Origin of the sequence: Actinosynnema sp. NPDC049800 (assembly GCF_040656635.1) — a bacterium.
In the GTDB taxonomy this organism is placed as follows: Bacteria; Actinomycetota; Actinomycetes; order Mycobacteriales; family Pseudonocardiaceae; genus Actinosynnema.
Genome location: NZ_JBFAMT010000006.1, coordinates 34,958 through 52,850 on the forward strand (window position 1 = coordinate 34,958; position 17,893 = coordinate 52,850).

Genomic DNA, 17,893 nt, shown 5'->3' on the forward strand with positions numbered 1-17,893 from the left:
GCAGTGTCGATCCAGCGACGGTGTCGGTCCGGCGACCCGGTCAGGAGTCGAAGCCGACGTCGAGGTACTGGTCGACGTTCTCCTTGGTCACCACGGCGGAGTAGGTGGTGATGGACGCCGGGATGTCGTGCTCGGCCATGTCGCCGATGCCCTTGGCCTGGCCGAGCAGCCTGGCCAGCGCGATCGCCGAGGACGCCATCGACGGGCTGTAGAGCACGGTCGCCTTGACCACGCCGCTGTCGGCCTTGATCAGGTCCATCATGTTGCGCGAGCCGGCGCCGCCGACCATGACGAACTCCTTGCGGCCGGCGCTGTCGATCGCCGCCATCACGCCGATGCCCTGGTCGTCGTCGTGGTTCCACAGCGCGTCCAGCTTGGGCGCCGACTGGAGCAGGTTGGCGGTCTGCTGCTCGCCGGACTCGGACGTGAACGACGCCGAGACGCGCGGCCCGACGGAGAAGCCCGCCTTCGCCAACGCGTCGCTGAAGCCCTTGCTGCGCTCCTGGGTCAGCGGCAGCGAGTCGATGCCCGCGACCTCGCCGATGATCGGGTTCGAGACGTTCTTGGCCTTGAGCTGCGCGGCGATGTACTCGCCCGCGTTGACGCCCATGCGGTAGTTGTCGCCGCCGATCCACAGCCGGTAGGCCAGCGGGGTGTCGAAGACGCGGTCCAGGTTGATCACCGGGATGCCCGCGTCCATGGCCTGGCGGCCGACCTCGGTGAGCGCCTTGCCGTCGAACGGCAGCACCACCAGCACGTCGACCTTGTCGTTGATCAGCGTCTCGACCTGGCCGATCTGCTGGTTGACGTCGTTGGTGCCCTCGGTGGCCTTGAACGTGACGTCGGAGAACTCGTCGGCCTGCGCCTTGGCGTTCTTCGTCATCGCGGCCATCCAGCCGTGGTCCGCGGCGGGCGCGGAGAAGCCGATGGTGACCTGCTTGCCCGGCTGGCTGTTCTGGCCCGAGCCGCCCGCGACGGCGTTCGGCGCGGTGTTGCCGGACTCGTTGGACGTGCACCCGGCGAGCAGGGCGGCGGTGCCGACGGCGGTGGTTCCCCAGAGGAAGCGGCGACGGTCGAGTGAGGGCATGGCTGACTCCCGGGCGGTGTGTCGGGTCGGTGTGGGTGGCTGTGCCGTGCGCGTCAGGTGGTGTGCCCGCCGCGGCGGCGGGCGGTGGTCCGCTGCAGGAGCACCGCGGCGATGATGATCACGCCCTTGGCGATGTTCTGGATGTCGGTGTCGAGGTTGTTCTGGGTGAAGATGTTGCCCACCAAGGTGAAGATGAGGACGCCGATCAGCGTGCCGATCAACGAGCCCCGGCCGCCGCTGAGCAGCGTGCCGCCGATGACGACCGCGGCGATCGCGTCCAGCTCGTAGAACATTCCGTTGGTGGACGCGCCGGAGGTGGTGCGCGCGACGACCATGAGCGCGGCGATGCCGCAGCACAGGCCGGCGATGCCGTAGACGAGCGCGGTGTGCCTGCGGACGTCGATGCCGGCCAGGCGGGCGGCTTCGGCGTTGCCGCCGACGGCGAACGTGCGACGGCCGAAAGCGGTGCGGTTGAGCACCACCCAGCCGACCGCGAACACCGCGGCCAGCATCCAGATCAGCACCGGGACGCCGAGGATGTCGCCGCGGAAGAAGGTGGTGAACCCGGTCTCGGTGACGACCTGCGTGCGGCGGCCGGAGAGCCGTTCGGCCAGGCCCTTCGCCGACGCGTACATGGCGAGGGTGGCGATGAACGGCACGATCTTGCCGTAGGAGATCAGCACCCCGTTGACCAGGCCGCAGCCGAGGCCGACCAGCAGGGCGCACAGCACCATCACCACCGGCCCGTAGGACTGGGTGGCGACGGTGGTCATCCACACGCCCGACAGCGCCACGATCGAGCCGACGGACAGGTCGATGCCGCCGCTGATGATCACGAACGTCATGCCGACGCTGACCACGCCGATCGCCGCGGCCAGCCGCAGCATGGTGGAGATGTTGGCCTCGGTGAGGAAGCTGTCGGGTCGGGTGGCGTAGCCGACGACGCACAGCACCACGAGCACGCCGAGCAGCCCGGTGAGCCTCAGGTCGAGGTTGCGGCGGTGCTTGGGCGGCTCCTGGGGTGCGGCGGATTTCGGGTCGAGGACCCTTGCTTCGGTCACGGGGCCTCCTCAGGCACGACATCGGTGGTGTCGGTGGCGGCGGCTTCGGTGACGGCGCTGCCCGCCATCACCATGTCCAGCACGGCGGACTCGGTGAGCTCGTCGGCACGCCGGTCCGCGATCACCTCGCCGTCACGCAGCACCAGCACCCGGTCGGCGAGGCCGAGCACCTCGGCGACCTCGCTGGACACCAGCACCACGGCCACGCCGGCCGCGGCCAGTTCGTGGATCACCCGGTACAGCTCGGCGCGCGCGCCGACGTCCACGCCGCGCGTCGGCTCGTCCAGGAGCAGCACCTTGCAGCCGCGGACCAGCCACCGCGCCACCACGGCCTTCTGCTGGTTGCCGCCGGAGAACTCGGCGACCAGCCGGCGCGGGTCGGCGGGGCGCAGGTCGAGCCGTTCCAGGGTGGCCTTGGAGTCCTTCAGCTCGCGGGCGCGGTCGAGGAAGCCGGCGCGGCTGTAGGCGGGGAGGCTGGACAGCGTCACGTTGTGCGCGACCGTCAGGTCCAGCAGCAGGGCCTGGGCCTTGCGCTCCTCCGGGGCCAGGCCGATGCCCGCCTTCACAGCGGCGACGACGCTGCCCGGCCGCACCGGTTTCCCGTCGACCGCGATGTGCCCGGCGTCCGGTTTCCGCGCGCCGAACACGGTTTCCAGGATCTCGCTGCGGCCCGCGCCGACGAGGCCGGCGATGCCCAGGATCTCGCCCGCGTGCACGTGGAAGCCGACGTCGCTGAACTCGCCCTTGCGGCTCAGGCCGGTGACCGTCAGCACCTCGCGCGTCGTGTCCACGGTGGACGCCTCGCGGTGCGGGAAGACCGTCTCGACCTTGCGGCCGGACATCAGGTCGACCAGGTCGGCGGTCGGGGTGTCGGCGGGGAGGTTCGCGGCGACCGTGCGGCCGTCCTTGAGCACGGTGACGCGGTTGCCGATGCGCCGGATCTCTTCGAGGCGGTGGGAGATGTAGAGGACGGCGACGCCGTCCTTGGTGAGCTCGCCGACGATGCGGAACAGGTTGTCCACCTCGTCCGCGGCCAGGGCGGCGGTCGGCTCGTCCATCACGATGAGCCGGGCGTCGTGCGCGAGGGCGCGTGCCATCGACACCAGCTGCTGACCGGCGGCGGACAACCGGCCGACCTCCCGGTCGGGGCCGATCTCGGGGTGGCCGAGGCGCGCCATCAACGTCCTGGTGAGGTCGCGGGCCGCGCGGCGACGGGTGAAGCCGAACCTGGTCGGCTCGTGGCCGAGGAACACGTTCTCCGCCACCGAGATGTCCGGGACCAGGTCCAGTTCCTGGTACATGGTGGCGACGCCCAGCCGCAACGCGGCCACCGGCGACGGGAGGGTGGTCCGCGCGCCGCGCCAGGTGATCTCGCCGTCGTCGGGCTGGTGCGCGCCGGCCAGCACCTTGATCAGGGTGGACTTGCCCGCGCCGTTCTGGCCGAGCAGGCAGTGCACCTCGCCCTCGGCGACCTCCAGGTCCACCTGGTCCAGGGCGCGCACGCCGGGGAACGTCTTGCCGATGCCGGTCATCCGGAGCAGGGTCATGCCGAGGCCCCTTCGTGTGAACCGCCCGTCTTCGGGCCGCTGTCCTTGACGGGCACGACGGTCGGGTCGTCCAGCACGCGGCGCAACGCGGCCAGCGCCGCGCCCTTACCGCCCGCGGTGAAGCCGAGGGTGGAGGCGGTGACCCGGGTCCGGCCCTGCTCCTGCGGCGCGACCAGCCAGTCCTGCAGGGCGGCGAAGTAGCCGCCGAGCACGATCTTGCGCGGGTCGAGCACGGTGACGAGGATCGAGAGGCCGGACGCCAGCGCGGCGGCCGTGCGGTGCAGCGCGTCGAGGGTGCGGGCGTCACCGCGCTCGGCCCGGCCGCGCAGGATGGACATGCGCTCGGTCGGCGCGAGCTCCGGGTCGTGCACCCGGTCGTGGCGCGGCGCGCAGGCGTGCAGGAACGCGTCCAGGCCCACCTGCGTCTCCCAGCAGCCGCGGCGGCCGCACGCGCAGTACGTGCTGCCGAGCGGGTCGAGCACCATGTGGCCGACCTCGCCCGCGCGGTTGTCCGCGCCGCGCACCAGCGCGCCGTTGGCGATCACGCCCGCGGCCACGCTGTGGTCGCCGTTGAGGTAGACGAGGTCGTCGACCGGGTCGCCGTCGTGCACGGCGTAGGCGGCGAGGTTGGCCTCGTTGTCGACGTCGAGCCGGTCGAGGGGCAGGCCCGTCCGCGCGGCCAGGCCGTCGACCACGGCCACTTCGCGCCAGCGCAGCCGGGTGGCGGTGGCGGTGCCCGCGGTGCGGTCGGCGCGGCCCGGCACGGCGACCGTGACGGCTGCCCAGTCGGCCTTCGGCAGGTCCTTCAGGGCGGTGCGGGCCAGGTCGGCGAGTCGGTCGAGGGCGTGCTCGGGCGCGCTGGTGTCGCACCTGGTCTGGCGGCGCAGGCGGACGTCGCCGGTCAGGTCGGTGATGGTCGCGCCGACGTGGCCGGGGCGGATGTCGAGGCCGATGCCGCACACCGCGCCGGGGCGCAGCTGGACCAGCTGGCCGGGCCTGCCCTGGGTGGTCGTGGTGCCCGCGCGTTCGGTGAGGCCGCGTCGTTCGAGGTTCGCGAGCAGCGGGGAGAGGGTGGCCTTGGACAGGCCCGACCCGGCGGCCAGTTGGGCGCGGGAGAGGGGGCCGCGGGCGCGGAGCGTACGCAGCAGGAGGCCGAGGTTGGCCTCACGCCTGCCTTCGGTCTGCGCCTGCATCGTGGCTCCGACTTCGTCGGGGAGTCGATCGAACGAGGTGGTCCAGCTCACGTTCGGGGGTAGGTTGCGGCAGATCCTGGCAGTTGAGCGCGCCGTCTGACAAGAACTTGGGCTCTCTTTTGTCGATTCGTTGCAAAAGTCGGCTCGGTTTTGACGGAAGCTCGCGACTGCCGCCACGCCCGACTGCTGCCGCCGAGGAGTGGAGGTGAGGGAGGTGGGGAGGGGCGCGGGGTGGAGGTCGGCGCTGCGCTCCGGGACACCGACAGGCTCAGCTGTGCGCTCCGGGACACCGATCGGCTCGGTACTGCGCTCAGGGGTGGCCTGGCGGTGGGCTCGTGCCAGGTGGGGTGGTCAGGGCCGCAGGGCGCGGAAGGTCTGGCGCAGGTCGGTGGTCCAGGCGTTCGGGTTCTCCCAGGGGATGAAGTGGCCGCCTTGGTCGTGGGCGTTGACGTTCACGTGGTTGAACCAGGTCGCCGGCGGGCCGTTCTTGAACGCTCGGACGCGGTCGTCCGCGGTGTGGATGCCCGGTGGGTTCTCGTAGGTGACGAAGGTGAGGCCGACCGGGGCCTGCACGACCGGGGTGCGGTGGTGGGCCGGGGTCCAGGGGTGGCGGTTGGCGTTGGCGTAGTAGCGCATCGAGGTGGCGATCGAGTTGTTCACCCAGTAGATCGTGGCGTGGGTGAGCAGGTCGTCCTTGGTGAAGACCGACTCGACGTCGCCGCCGTGGTCGCTCCACCCGTGCCAGCGCCGCAGCAGCCAGGCCAGCAGTCCCGCCGGCGAGTCGCTCAACCCGTGGGCCAGGGTGGCGCCGTCGAGCACGTGCACGGCGAGGTGGGACGCCCAGCGGTGGTCCAGTTCGACGATCCGGGCGCGGACGTCGGCGGGCTGGTCGTCGGTCAGGGGCCGGTTGCGGGCGAAGTCCCAGGCGCGGGGGCCGGTGAAGAAGTCCAGCGGCAGCCCGGAGCCGATGTGGATGCCGTACAGCTCGTCGGGGTACTTGTGGCCGAGCTGGCTGGAGACGATGCCGCCGATGTCGCAGCCGCCGGCGGCGTACTTCGCGTAGCCCAGCGTCTCGGTCATCAACGTGTGCCAGAGGTCCGCGACCTTCCAGAAGTTGACGTCCGGGAAGCCGGTGAGCGGCCCCGGGAAACCGAAGCCGGGCAGGGACGGCACGATGACGTCGAACGCGTCCGCGGGGTCGCCGCCCGACGCGGCCGGGTCGGCGAGCGGGTCGATCACCTTCGACCAGTGCCAGAACGTCCACGGCCAGCCGTGGGTGAGGATCAACGGGATCGGGTTCGGGCCCCGGCCGGGCTTGCGCATGAAGTGCACCGGGACACCGGCGACGTTCACCTGGTACTGCTCGTAGGCGTTGATGGCGGCCTCGGCCTCGCGCCAGTCGTAGCCGTCCCGCCAGTAGGCGACCAGCTCGCGCAGGTAGCTGTCCGGGACGCCGTAGGACCAGTCCTCGTTCCCCTCGTCCAACGGCGGACGGGTCGCGGCCAGGCGGGCGCGCAGGTCGTCGAGGACCCGGTCGGGCACGTGGATCGGGCTGGGTTCCAGGGGGAAGGCGTGCGAGGTGGTCACGGCGTGGTTCCTCAACGGGACGGCGGGATCGGCGGTCGGGGGACGGCTCGACTGGGGCCGAGGCTCGGCGGTCGGGGGGCAGCTCGACGGCCGGGCTTCAGCCGGCAGCCGGGGACAGCTCGGCGGCCGGGGTTCAGCCGGCCGGGGAGAAGGCCCGGTCGGTGGCGGACCAGGCGGCGCCCGTGACGCCGGCCAGGTCGCCCAGCTCCGAGAGCACGATGGGCAGGTTGCCGGTGGCCAGCGGCAGTGAGCGGCGGTAGACGGCGCTGCGCACCTCGGCCAGCAGGGAGTGGCCCAGTCTCGACACGCCGCCGCCGATGACGACCATGCCCGGGTTCAGGAAGCTGACCAGGGAGGCGACCACGTGCCCGAGCCGCCGGCCGCCCTCGCGCACGAGGTTGGCGGCGGCGAAGTCGCCGGCCGCGGCGGCGGTGCCGACGTCCTCGGCGGTGAGCAGGCCCTTGTCGTGCAGGGCGGTGGCCAGGGCGACGGAACGACCGCTGCGGGCCAGCGTGTTGGCGTCACGGGCCAGCGCCGAGCCGCCGAAGTACGCCTCCAGGCAGCCGACCTCGCCGCACGCGCAGGCCGGGCCGAAGTCGTCCAGCCTGATGTGCCCGATGTCGCCCGCGGTGCCGGCCACGCCGCGGTAGACCTTGCCACCCAGCACGATCCCGCAGCCGATCCCGGTGCCGACCTTGACGAAGATCAGGTCTTCCAGCGACCGCGCCACGCCGGCGTGGCGTTCGCCCAGCGCCATGGCGTTCACGTCGTTGTCGACCGTCACCGGGCAGCCCCACCGGCCCGCCAGCTCGTCCCGCACGGGATAGCGGTCCCAGCCGGGCATGATCGGCGGCGCGACCGGCATGCCGTCGCGGAAGCTCACCGGACCCGGCAGGCCGATGCCCGCGCCGATGAGCCGGCCCGACGCCTTGGCGTAGACGACGTCGGCCAGCTCGGCGACCCGGCTCAGCACCGGCGCCGGCCCGCTGCGCACGTCGCACTCTTCGCTGCGGCTCTCCAGCACCTCGCACCGGCCGTCGGTGACCGCGACCGTCACCGAGGTCGCGCCCACGTCCACGCCGAGCACGCGCAGGTCGTCGGCCAGGTGGACGAGCGTCGACCGCCGCCCGCCCCGGCTCGCCGCCGGTCCACCGACCTGGACCAGGCCCACGTCCACCAGCCTCGCCAGCTCGGCGGTCAGCTTCGCCCGCGGCAGCTCCAGCCGCTCGCCCAGCGCGACCCGGGACATCGCGCCCTCGTCGCGGAGCAGTCCCAGCAGTTCGGACTGCCTGCCGGAAACCACCCGCGGCTGCTGGCCGCTGCCCGTCGCGCTCATGGCACCAATTTACGGCCAGCGGTCCTCCAGGTGCGCGGCGATCAGGGCGGCGTGGGACAGCGGGGTCCGCAAGTCCGCCACGTCGCCGTTCGTCGTGTAGTCGAGCAACACCACCTCCCCCCGTCGGCTCAACTCCTTCAGCTGCGCCACCTCGTCGGCGACCCGGTGCTCCAGGACCCAGCGGTAGGTGGGCAGGTAGATGGCGCGCCGCGCGTCCTCGTAGGCCAGCAGGCGCTCACCGGCCAGCCCTTCGCGGTGGCCCCGGACCGGGCCCGATCTCCGGACCGTGCGCTTCAACCCGGTCATGGTCTTCACGTCGAGCTTCGCCCGGTCGACGTCCTCGCCCTCGAAGACCTTCAACGCCTGCCAGACGCCCTCCACCGACTGCGCCGTCACCTCCGGCGTGAACGGCACCGGGATGCCGCCGTGCGGGAAGAACGGGCTCAGCCGCACCCACGGCGGCGGCCCCTTCGACGTCACGTCCACCACCGTCGCGCCGGGATGCGTCTTCGCCAACCACGCCGCGCCCCGCCGCCTGCTCGCCACCCGCACCGCCATCGCCGCTCCCCTCCTCGACGCCGTGATGGTGCCAAAGGGGTCCGACAATTCCGGGGGCGTCCACTCCGGACGCCCGGTGTCGCGGCGTGCAACCCGCCGGTGCGGCCCGGCGGTCAGGTGGGAGGACCACGGGTGTCCCGTCCCGTCTGCGGTGACCTGCCGGCGGTCCAGTCGTCGGGAATTCGCGGGCGCACCGCGCCGGGCGGGTGTTGCATACCGGCATGCCGATCGACCAGCACCTGCTCGCCCTGTTCACGCTGACCACCGTCGTCGCGATGGTCACGCCCGGTCCGGACATGCTGTTCGTCCTCGGCTGCGGGATGCGCGGCGGCCCGCGCGCCGGCCTGCTGGCCACGGCGGGCGTGGCGACCAGCGAGGCCGTCCACGTGATCGTGGCCGCCGCCGGCCTGGCGGCGCTGTTCGCCGCGGTGCCGGTGGCGTTCACGGTGGTCCGCACGATCGGCGCGGCCTACCTCGTCTACCTGGGCGTGCAGGCCATCCGCCACCGCGGGCGCACCGTGGTCGGCGAGCCGGTGGCGGGCGGCATGTCCGGTCGTCGGGCCTTCCTGACCGGGATGGCGACCAACCTGCTCAACCCGAAGATGGTCACCTTCACGATCGCGTTCCTGCCGCAGTTCATCAACCCGGACCTGGGCCGGGTGTGGCTCCAGTTCGCCATCCTGGGCGCCATCCTCATCGCGCTGGAGTTCGTGGTGGACGGCGCGGTGGGCGTGCTGGCCGGTCGCATCGGCGGCTGGCTGCGCCGCAGGCACGCCGCCCGCCGCCGGATCGACGTCGCGACCGGCGGCGTGTTCATCGGGCTGGGCGTCCGGCTGGCCGTGGAGCGCTGACCAGCGCGGGCAGGCCGGCGCGGGCGCAGGGCGGCCAGGCTGGGCCGCAGCCGCGCGGGCCCCAGCCGCGGCGACGTACGGGCGGCCAGGCGGGCGAGCACGAGCGTCGACTCCGCAGCCCGTCGGCGGCGATCACCTCGATCGCCGCGTCCACCGCGCGCTGCCTGCGACCGGCCACCACCTCACCCCCGCCTTCGTCGGGTCGGCGGGCTGGTCTACCCCACCCACCCGGACCAGTGGCAGCGGTTGCGGGCGGAGCGCCGCCTTGCCAGGGTGGCGTTCGACGAGGCCGTGCGACGGGAGGCGCCCGTGCGGGCGTTCTCCCGCACGACGACCGCCGACACCCGGATCGGCCCGACCCCCATCCCCGACGGCAGGAAGATCCCCCATGCTCCTCGGCACCGCCGACCTCGACCCACGCCGGCGAAGCGGGTGCACCACGTCGACCAGGCCGGACCTTCGGAACAGCGCCACGACGACACCTCGCGCGCAGCGACCCGTGCACGCGCACGACGACGGAGGCTCTCAGTGACTCACACGGTTCGTGGCGTGGTGGCCCGGGGCAAGGGCGCGCCGGTCGAGGTGACCGAGGTCGTGGTGCCGGATCCGGGACCGGGTGAGGCCGTGGTGGAGGTCCAGGCGTGCGGCGTGTGCCACACCGACCTGCACTACCGCGAGGGTGGCATCAACGACGAGTTCCCGTTCCTGCTCGGCCACGAGGCGGCCGGGGTGGTGTCGCAGGTCGGCGACGGCGTCACCGGTGTCGCGCCGGGCGACTTCGTGGTGCTGAACTGGCGCGCGGTGTGCGGCGCGTGCCGCGCGTGCCTGAAGGGCAAGCCCTGGTACTGCTTCGACACCCACAACGCCGCTCAGCCGATGACGTTGGCCGACGGCACGCCGCTGTCGCCCGCGCTCGGCATCGGGGCGTTCGCCGAGAAGACCCTGGTGCACGCCGGGCAGTGCACCAAGGTCGACCCGAAGGCCTCCCCCGCCGTCGCCGGGCTGCTCGGCTGCGGCGTGATGGCCGGGTTCGGCGCGGCGGTCAACACCGGCGGCGTCGGCCGGGGTGACAGCGTCGCCGTGATCGGCTGCGGCGGTGTCGGCGCGGCGGCGGTGGCGGGCGCGAGCCTCGCCGGCGCGACCACGATCATCGCGGTCGACCTCGACCCGAGGAAGCTGGAGTGGGCACGCGGCCTCGGCGCCACCCACACCGTGGACGCCGAGTCGGAGGACGTCGTGGCCCGGGTGCGGGAGCTGACCGGCGGGTTCGGCGCGGACGTGGTGATCGACGCGGTCGGTCGACCCGAGACGTGGGAGCAGGCGTTCTACGCCCGCGACCTCGCCGGCACCGTCGTGCTGGTCGGCGTGCCGACCCCGGACCTCCGCGTCGACCTGCCGCTCATCGACTTCTTCTCGCGCGGCGGCGCGCTGAAGTCGTCCTGGTACGGCGACTGCCTGCCGTCCCGCGACTTCCCGTACCTGATCGACCTGCACCGGCAGGGCAGGCTCGACCTCGACGCGTTCGTCAGCGAGACCATCGCGCTCGACCAGGTCGAGGAGGCGTTCGCCAAGATGCGCCGCGGCGACGTGCTGCGCTCGGTGGTGGTCTTCTGATGGCACGCGTCGACCACGCCGTCACGCGCGGCACGTTCAACCTCGACGGGCAGACCTTGGCCGTGGACAACAACGTCTGGGTCATCGGCGACGACACCGAGTGCGTGGTGATCGACGCGCCGCACGACGTGGGGGCGATCCTCCGGGTCGTCGGGGGGCGGGAGGTGAAGGCGATCCTCGCCACGCACGCCCACGACGACCACGTGCGCGTGGCGCCGGAACTCGCCCGGGCGACCGGCGCGCCCGTGCTGCTGCACCCCGCCGACCGCGTGCTGTGGGACCTGACCCACCCGGACGTGAAGCCGGACGGCGACCTCGCCGACGGCCAGGTGGTGGAGGTGGCGGACGTCGCGCTGCACGTGCTGCACACGCCCGGCCACGCGCCCGGCGCGTGCTGCTTCCACGTGCCCGCGCTGGGCGTGGTCTTCACCGGCGACACGCTGTTCCACGGCGGTCCGGGGGCGACCGGGCGGTCGTACTCGGACTTCGACGTCATCGTCGACTCGATCTCGCGGCGGCTGCTGACCCTGCCGGAGCGGACGGTCGTGCACACCGGGCACGGGGAGGACACCACCATCGGCGCGGAGGCGCCGCACCAGGGCGACTGGATGACGCGGGGCCGCTGACCGCGCCGGGCCCGCGTGCGGTCGACGACGCGGGCCCGGCGGCCGTCACCCGCGGGTCGCGCCAGGACGCTGTGGCCGGGTCGGCGGCGGCCACCCGGCTGATCGTCCGCCGCATCCGCAGGTCGCGCCACGACGCGCGGCCAGGTCGGCGGCGCCCACCGCGGTGATCCAGTCGTCCCGGTCGCCAGTCGTCCCGGTCGCCGGGCGGGCCGGTCGCCGGGCGGGCCGGTCGCCAGGCGGGCCGGTCGCCGGGCGGGCCGGTCGGGTGACACAGGCGTCAGTAGATCCGCGTGGACGTGTAGATCAGGGTGAAGCCGGTGTTGGTCAACGCGCCGGCGGAGTCGAAGCACGCGATCCAGACGTGGGTCTCGTCGGCACGGCTGTAGTCGTTGAGCTGCATCACGCTGCAGTGGTTGCCGCGGCCGTGCGCGGTCACGTGGACGGTGCTGCGGATGTGGCCGTTGGTGAAGTACGCCTTGTACTTGCCGGTGGACAGCCGGTCCAGCGTCATCGGGGCGTTGCCCGACGCCCACCTCGTGGTGATCACCGGCGCGCCCGAGGTCGGCGAGTCCTCGGCGACGAGGTAGTCGCCGACCGGCTTGCGCGGGTCGTCCAGCAGGTTGCCCTCGACGGTGAACGCGGCGGTGAACGCGGTGTCCGCCGGCGAGCCGTCCGGCGCCGTGCACGCCAGGTCGGCGAGGTGCCCGCGCCTGCCCACCACCGCGCAGTGGCGCAACGCCGGGCCGACCGCCGTCACCTCGACCGCGCCGCCCGACGAACCGGGGAACTCCGCCGTGTACCGGCCGACACCCGTCCTGGTGACCGCGCCCGCGTTCACGCCGTGCCGCCAGTCGGGGACGAAGGTGGCCGCGGTGGGCTGGTCGTCGAAGACGAACCCGCGCCTGGCCGAGGCGGACCCGGCCAGGTACCGCACGAAGAACGGCACGTCGTCCGGGTTGCCGGCGCGGTCGAAGCACACCACGTCGACCACCTCGTCGGCGCCGTCCTGGAACCACCCCGCCGGCTGGCACGACACCCCTGGCCGGTAGCCGACCGAGCCACCCCAGGCGGCGAAGTCCTGGGTGGTCACCTTCACGCTGCCGCCGGGCGCGCCGACGGCGGGCAGCCGGATCCGCTGCCTGCCGACGGCGACGTGCGTGGCGGTCGGGTGGCCGACGGCCGGCTTGGTCATCTCCCACGGGCCGTAGGTCCAGTTCGCTTCGTCGTTGTCGGGCACGGGCCCGGACAGCCACCGGGTGGTCCCGACCGCGCCGTCGACCGGCCAGACGCGGACGTGACCCCACGTGGCCGGGATCGTCGGGCGGGTCGTGGTGGTGGTCGTGCCGGTCTCGGTCTTGGTCGTCGGGTATCCGGGCCGGCCCGTGTCGTGCCCACCCGGCCCTTCCCGGTCCTCCGGCACGCCACCCGGTGTGGTGCCGTTCGTCGGGGCCGGTGCGGTCACGGGGCCGTCCGGCGCGGTGGTGGTGGGGCCGTCGGTGACGTTCGTGCCCGGCGGCTGACCCACCACCGCGGCGGTCGGTGGCATGGCCGTGGCCTGGTCACGGCTGCCGGACGCCGACATGGTGGCCAGCACGAGCCCCGCCACCGCCACCATCGACACGACCCCGCGCACCACGGCCGGGTTCTCCTGCACCAGCCGTGCCAGCTGGACGCCTCCCGGCGTGCTCGTCAGCACGCCGACGCACGCGTCCCGCGCCGCCTTGGCCGACGCCGCCACCGTGCCGCCCGCCTCGGCGATCCTGGCCAGTAGAGCGTCCACAGTGGACAACGGCTGCCGCGCGGACAGGTGCTGGACCTCCCCGTCCAGCTCCCGCACGCGGGACGCCAGCCGCTCGTCCTGGTCGTCGCCGATCAGGCTCACCGCGCCGGCCAGCAGCTCGGCGGCCTGCCTGGTGTGGCCGTCGTTGAGCCGGCACACGGCCAGCGCGTAGCGGAAGGACAGCTCGTCGCGCACCGAGCCGGCGCCGACCGCGGCGCGCAACCCGAGCCCGAGCACGATCGCCAGCGCGCCCCAGTGCCGGGTCCACGCGAGCGCGGCGGACGCCGTGCGGGCCAGGGCCAGCGCGGTCTCGTGCAGCTCCGCGTCCAGGGTCCGCTCCAGCGCCCGTTCGACGACGTGGATCTCACCGGCGACGGCGGCGGGTCGCGCGCCCGCCACCCACTCCGCGACGCGTTCCACGAGCGGGACGAGGTCGGCTCCGGCGAACGGCGGCACGACGCCGCTGACGCGGTAGCCGCCGTCCTCGACGTGCGCCAAGCGCTTGCGCGCCAACAAGGCCGCACCTTCGGCCTCGGGCACGCCGCAGACGGCGGTGAGCAGTCCCACGCCCCACCGCACGTCCCCGAGCGCGGCGAGCGTGCGCAGGGCGCGATCGGCCTGATCGGTGAGCGAGTCGAGGACGACGGCGACGCCCTGCGCGAGCGCCTCGGCGCTCGACACGCCCTCGGGCACCGTGCCGAGGCGGCGGGCGGAGTCCCGGACCGCGGCGCGCTCGATGACGTCCAAGGGGTTGCCGTCGCACGCCCGCCAGTCCTCTGCCACCTCGTCGGCGTCGACCTGGTCGCCGAGTTCGTCCCGCGCCATGAGGAGCGCGTCGTCGAAGGACAGCCCGCCCAACGGCCGCCGCCGGCCCGCCACCCACAGGTCGTCGCGCCGGGACGTCAGGACGAACACGCTGCGGGGCATCGCGGACAGGAGCAGGAGCGCTTCGTCCGGGGGCAGGTCGACGCCGTCGAGCACCACGAGCGCCCGGACGTCGCCGAGCGCCCGTCTCGCCAGGTCGTCGGGCACGACCGCGTCCGCGTCGACCTCGAAGCACTCGTGCAGGAGTTCCCGGACGGCGTGCGCGGCGGTCCGGAACCGCCCGGTCGACCACACCACGCCCACGTCGGAACCGAGCACGCGCCCGGACAACGCCCCGGTGTTCGCCGCGTGCTGGAGCAGCAGGGTCTTGCCCGAGCCTCTCGGTCCCGTCACCACCACGTGGCTGCCGGCGGCCACGGTGTCGCGCAGGAAGGCCAGGTCGTCCTCACGCCCGCGCAGCGGCGAGCGGGGCGTCTGCTCGACGGTCGCCGGCAGCGCCCGTCGCACGAGGTCGCCGCGCCTGAGCACCGGCCGCCGATCGACCACCTGGTGGACGTGGATGTCCCGCCCGGCCTGCAGGACCTGGGCGGCTCCGAACGCCAGGGCCCGCTGGCCGGGCACCCTCCGCCCGATCCCGGGCCATCGCCGAGTACCCACCGCCAGCCATGGTCCTACGACCTCCCGCAGCGGAGGCCGCAACGATGCGGACCAACCAGGGAAATGCTCGGTCCACCGGATCTCAGCGGCACGCGCGGTCGGCCGGACGAAGAGGTGTGGCGTCGCGGTCGACCGCGTGCCGGACCGCGGCGGTCCAGGTGGCCCCCGCGCCTCAGCGTGGCGTGGTGGGGCACCAGGACGCGCGGCGGAGGTCGACGTCCTGGCGGTTCGGGTAGTCGCCGCACGACGCCAGCACGGTGGGCGCCTTGCCGTCCGCCACCCGCAGCACGGCCACGAACTTGTCGATCGGCACCTGGCCGTCGCCGAAGTCGATCACGCCGCTCTCGCCGGACAACGCCCGCGCGCCGCCGACGTCGCTCATCTCCTTCCAGATGTGACCGGGCGAGACCGGGATGTTCCCCAGCTGGATCATCGCGTGCACGTACAGGTACAGGGTGTCGTAGGTGAGCGCGGCGTGGCCGTCCAGCGACGGGTTCGCGCCACCCTCGCACTCCTCCGGCATGAGCTCCCGCAGCTTCTGGTGCATCTCGGTGGCCGCCGCGCAGTCCGGCGAGCCGATCGCGAACGACACGTACTCGAACGGGATCTCGGGGTGCTGCCCCCGCAACGTGTCGTTGGCCGCGTAACGGGCGATGTCGTCACCCGCGAGCAGCGCCGGCGGGTCGCTCTTGCACCCGGCGCTCAGCCCGTCCATCAGCTTGCCGAAGTCCGCCGGCCGGCCGGCGAAGAACACCACCTCGTCCTCGCCGACGCCGCACAGGTCCTGGCCGAGCCGCCTGGCGTCGGAGCCCTGCCCGTCCGACGCCGGTCGGTACGACTCCTCGCGCACCCGCAGCCCCTGTTCGGCGAACCGCTCCGCCACGTCGAGGCGCAGGTTGGCCGCGTAGGAGTCCGCCTCGTCGCTGGAGTGCACGATGACCACGCCCCGCTTGGCGGGGTGCGCCGCCCGCACGTGCCGTGCCGCGACCTGCGCCTGGCGGTCGTTGGTCGGCGAGACCTGGAAGTACATCCGGGTCGCGGTGGGCATCGCGTCGTCCGAGAGCGTCGCGGCCACCACCGGGAGCCCGACCTCGCCCAGCTCGGTGATGGTGTTCCTGGTCGGCGTGCTGCTCAACGCCATGCCGAGCACGCCGATGATGCTCTTGTCCTCCGCCAGCATGGGCCGGAGCTTCTCGGCCAGCACCTCACCGTGCTGCATGGCCGAGCCCGCGTTGCTGAGCAGGACCCGGATCAGGGGCTCGTCGGAGTCGGTGCGGTCGAGCAGCCTCGCCTGGCGGGCCGCGACGCCGACCAGCCGGGCGGTGTTGCTGGCCAGCGCGTCGTGGCTCGCGCTCATGGCCGACACGTACACGACGGTCGCGTAGGGACGTCCGGGGTCGCGCTCGTGCGCCTCCACCACCCGCCGGTTCTGGTCCACGATCAGCTGCTGGATCCGGTTGAAGCGCGTGAGGTCGTCGCCGGCGGGCGCTTCGAGCAGCGGCACGAGACCGGTGGTGACGCCGACGCAGTCGTCCCCGATCCGCTGCAGCGTGTGCGCGTCGGGGTTGTCGCGGTCCAGCCCGCAGTGCGCGTGGCGCCAGGACTCGTCCGCCGCGACGATGTCGCGCACGTGCCGGTAGCCGACCGTCGCCACCGACGCGAGCAGCAGCACCACCACGATCGCGAGCACCGACGTGCGCGACCAGACCGGCGCCTGCCGCACGGACAGCGTGGCCGTCGGCGGCACCTCCCCGCGCACGACGCTCACGTCGGGCACCTGCAACGGCAGGAACCACGCGGTGGGCCGGCGGGCCCGGCTGTCGGTGGCCAGCTTGCGCGCCCACGTCTCGTAGGCGTGGCCCGCCTGGCTCACCGACGCCGGTTCGCGCTCGGCGGTGGTCTCCGCGTCCGGCGGCACCTTGGCGCTGCCGGAGATGATGACCAGCGGGTCGAACGCGCCGGTGTCGTTGCGCACGTCGTTGATGATCTTCAGCACAGCGTAGCCGCCGTTGTCGCGGCGGATGCCGTCCAGCAGCACGACCGGGTACACCGTGCGGCGGGCCGACCTGATCCGCCACCACGACCGGCGGTACGCGCGGCGCACGTCCTCCAGGAACGCGTTGACCAGCAGCTTGGCCAGCTGGCCGGTGTCCTCGCGCGGCTCGGCGCTCTCGCCGGGCACGAGCGCGGAGGTCAGCCGCTCGGCGAAGCCGATGAACGTGCCAGGGTCGTGCGGCGCGAGGTAGGGCTGGCGCAGCAGCCACCGGTACTCGCTGCCCGGCACGAGCCCGCGCAGCTTCGCCCGGAACAGGAACGACGGCGCGAGCCGCACCACCAGCCGCACCCACCACGGCGCGGTGCCGGTGGCGTCGTCCAGCACGTCCTTCAGGTCGTCGCCGCTGCGGCGGCCGAGGTCGCGCTCCCGTAATCGGGTCAGCAGGGTGGCGGCCGACTCGGGGTCGGCGCCGTCCATCCGCTGGTTCATCAGCCAGTAGACGAGCTCGAAGCGCCGGAACTCGTGCCGCCCGTAGCGGTCGTTGGCGCCGTGGGCCAGTTCGCGGGCGACGTGCACCAGCACCGAGCCGACCGCTTCCAGCGTGCCGGTCTCGGGCGTGTCGGCGTCGGCGGCCGGTTCGGCGAAGCGGTGGTAGGCGTGCGGCACGCGGCCGGGGTGCGCGCCGCGCAGGTGGGCCTGGAGCGCCTGGAGCAGGCCGTCGGCCGGCTTGCCGCGGACGAGGCAGACCAGCGGGATGCCGCGGTCGCCGCTCGCCCGCGCGCCCGCCCGGCGGCCGGGCAGCTCGCCGAACCGGGGTCGTTCGGTGAGGTCCTGCAGGAGCTTCACCAGCTCGTCCACGACGTCGACCGACGACAAACGCTCCCCTGCACCGTGTTCGGCCACCGGACTCCTCGCGGACCAGCCTCGTCCCACCCTCGGCGGCGTGACGCAGGACTTCCGACTTTAGCCGTCCGGAGGGTCCGGTTCGGGCGGTTCCGCCAGGATCGCCCCACGTCACCGCACTCTTGCGGACCAAGACGGGCCGTGGTCCGGGCATCAACGTCGGCGGCGGAGCCGGGCCGGTTCGACCTCGACCGCGACCTCGACCGCGACCGCGCCGCGCCCGACGTCCGCAACCTGAGCCTCGGGCCGGCGCGACACCTACAACCCGCCGA

12 protein-coding genes are annotated in these 17,893 nt (G+C 73.4%); 3 read left to right on the plus strand and 9 right to left on the minus strand.

Translation table 11 applies throughout. The features are described 5' to 3' along the window. Positions 1 to 40: 40 nt before the first annotated feature. The 7 genes from AB0I91_RS10235 to AB0I91_RS10265 all read right to left on the minus strand — a co-directional run bounded on the left by AB0I91_RS10235 (position 41) and on the right by AB0I91_RS10265 (position 8,369). On the minus strand, positions 41 to 1,087 hold the full coding sequence (locus AB0I91_RS10235) for a substrate-binding domain-containing protein (protein ID WP_498773094.1): 1,047 nt from the start codon (positions 1,085 to 1,087) through the stop codon (positions 41 to 43). 53 nt (positions 1,088 to 1,140) lie between these two features. After that, a complete protein-coding gene (locus tag AB0I91_RS10240) occupies positions 1,141 to 2,148 on the minus strand; it encodes an ABC transporter permease (protein WP_499636397.1) in 1,008 nt (335 codons plus the stop codon). Then, complete coding sequence (locus AB0I91_RS10245; RefSeq protein WP_498773090.1) at positions 2,145 to 3,695, minus strand: sugar ABC transporter ATP-binding protein; 1,551 nt, start codon at positions 3,693 to 3,695, stop codon at positions 2,145 to 2,147. Before AB0I91_RS10245 ends, AB0I91_RS10240 begins: the two co-directional genes overlap by 4 nt. After that, positions 3,692 to 5,065 carry an ROK family protein gene (locus AB0I91_RS10250; protein WP_499636399.1) on the minus strand — a complete coding sequence of 458 codons (1,374 nt, stop codon included), beginning with the start codon at positions 5,063 to 5,065 and terminating at the stop codon, positions 3,692 to 3,694. Before AB0I91_RS10250 ends, AB0I91_RS10245 begins: the two co-directional genes overlap by 4 nt. A gap of 174 nt (positions 5,066 to 5,239) precedes the next feature. Continuing rightward, entirely contained in the window at positions 5,240 to 6,475 is a 1,236-nt protein-coding gene (locus AB0I91_RS10255; RefSeq protein WP_499636401.1) for an epoxide hydrolase family protein, read from the minus strand. A 133-nt stretch (positions 6,476 to 6,608) separates the two neighbouring features. After that, positions 6,609 to 7,811, minus strand: coding sequence for an ROK family transcriptional regulator (locus AB0I91_RS10260; RefSeq protein ID WP_230569628.1), 1,203 nt, complete (start codon positions 7,809 to 7,811; stop codon positions 6,609 to 6,611). Between the two features lie 9 nt (positions 7,812 to 7,820). Beyond that, positions 7,821 to 8,369, minus strand: a complete 549-nt coding sequence (locus AB0I91_RS10265) for a DUF6939 family protein (RefSeq protein WP_498773084.1) — start codon at positions 8,367 to 8,369, stop codon at positions 7,821 to 7,823. Positions 8,370 to 8,590: 221 nt separating this feature from the next. On the opposite strand from AB0I91_RS10265, the gene AB0I91_RS10270 reads away from it, so the two are divergent. From AB0I91_RS10270 to AB0I91_RS10280, 3 genes are all read left to right on the plus strand, one after another. Next, complete coding sequence (locus AB0I91_RS10270; RefSeq protein WP_498773082.1) at positions 8,591 to 9,220, plus strand: LysE family translocator; 630 nt, start codon at positions 8,591 to 8,593, stop codon at positions 9,218 to 9,220. A 528-nt stretch (positions 9,221 to 9,748) separates the two neighbouring features. Then, positions 9,749 to 10,834: an S-(hydroxymethyl)mycothiol dehydrogenase gene (locus AB0I91_RS10275; protein ID WP_498773080.1), complete on the plus strand. Its 1,086-nt coding sequence runs from the start codon at positions 9,749 to 9,751 to the stop codon at positions 10,832 to 10,834. Continuing rightward, positions 10,831 to 11,460, plus strand: a complete 630-nt coding sequence (locus tag AB0I91_RS10280; RefSeq protein ID WP_499636540.1) for an MBL fold metallo-hydrolase — start codon at positions 10,831 to 10,833, stop codon at positions 11,458 to 11,460. The genes AB0I91_RS10275 and AB0I91_RS10280 overlap by 4 nt, the downstream gene beginning before the upstream one ends. Before the next feature lie 277 nt (positions 11,461 to 11,737). Here AB0I91_RS10280 and AB0I91_RS10285 read toward each other — a convergent pair whose 3' ends face one another. Further along, entirely contained in the window at positions 11,738 to 14,722 is a 2,985-nt protein-coding gene (locus AB0I91_RS10285; RefSeq protein ID WP_499636404.1) for a hypothetical protein, read from the minus strand. 172 nt (positions 14,723 to 14,894) lie between these two features. Beyond that, positions 14,895 to 17,621, minus strand: coding sequence for an ABC transporter substrate-binding protein (locus AB0I91_RS10290; RefSeq protein WP_499636406.1), 2,727 nt, complete (start codon positions 17,619 to 17,621; stop codon positions 14,895 to 14,897). Positions 17,622 to 17,893: the final 272 nt, after the last annotated feature.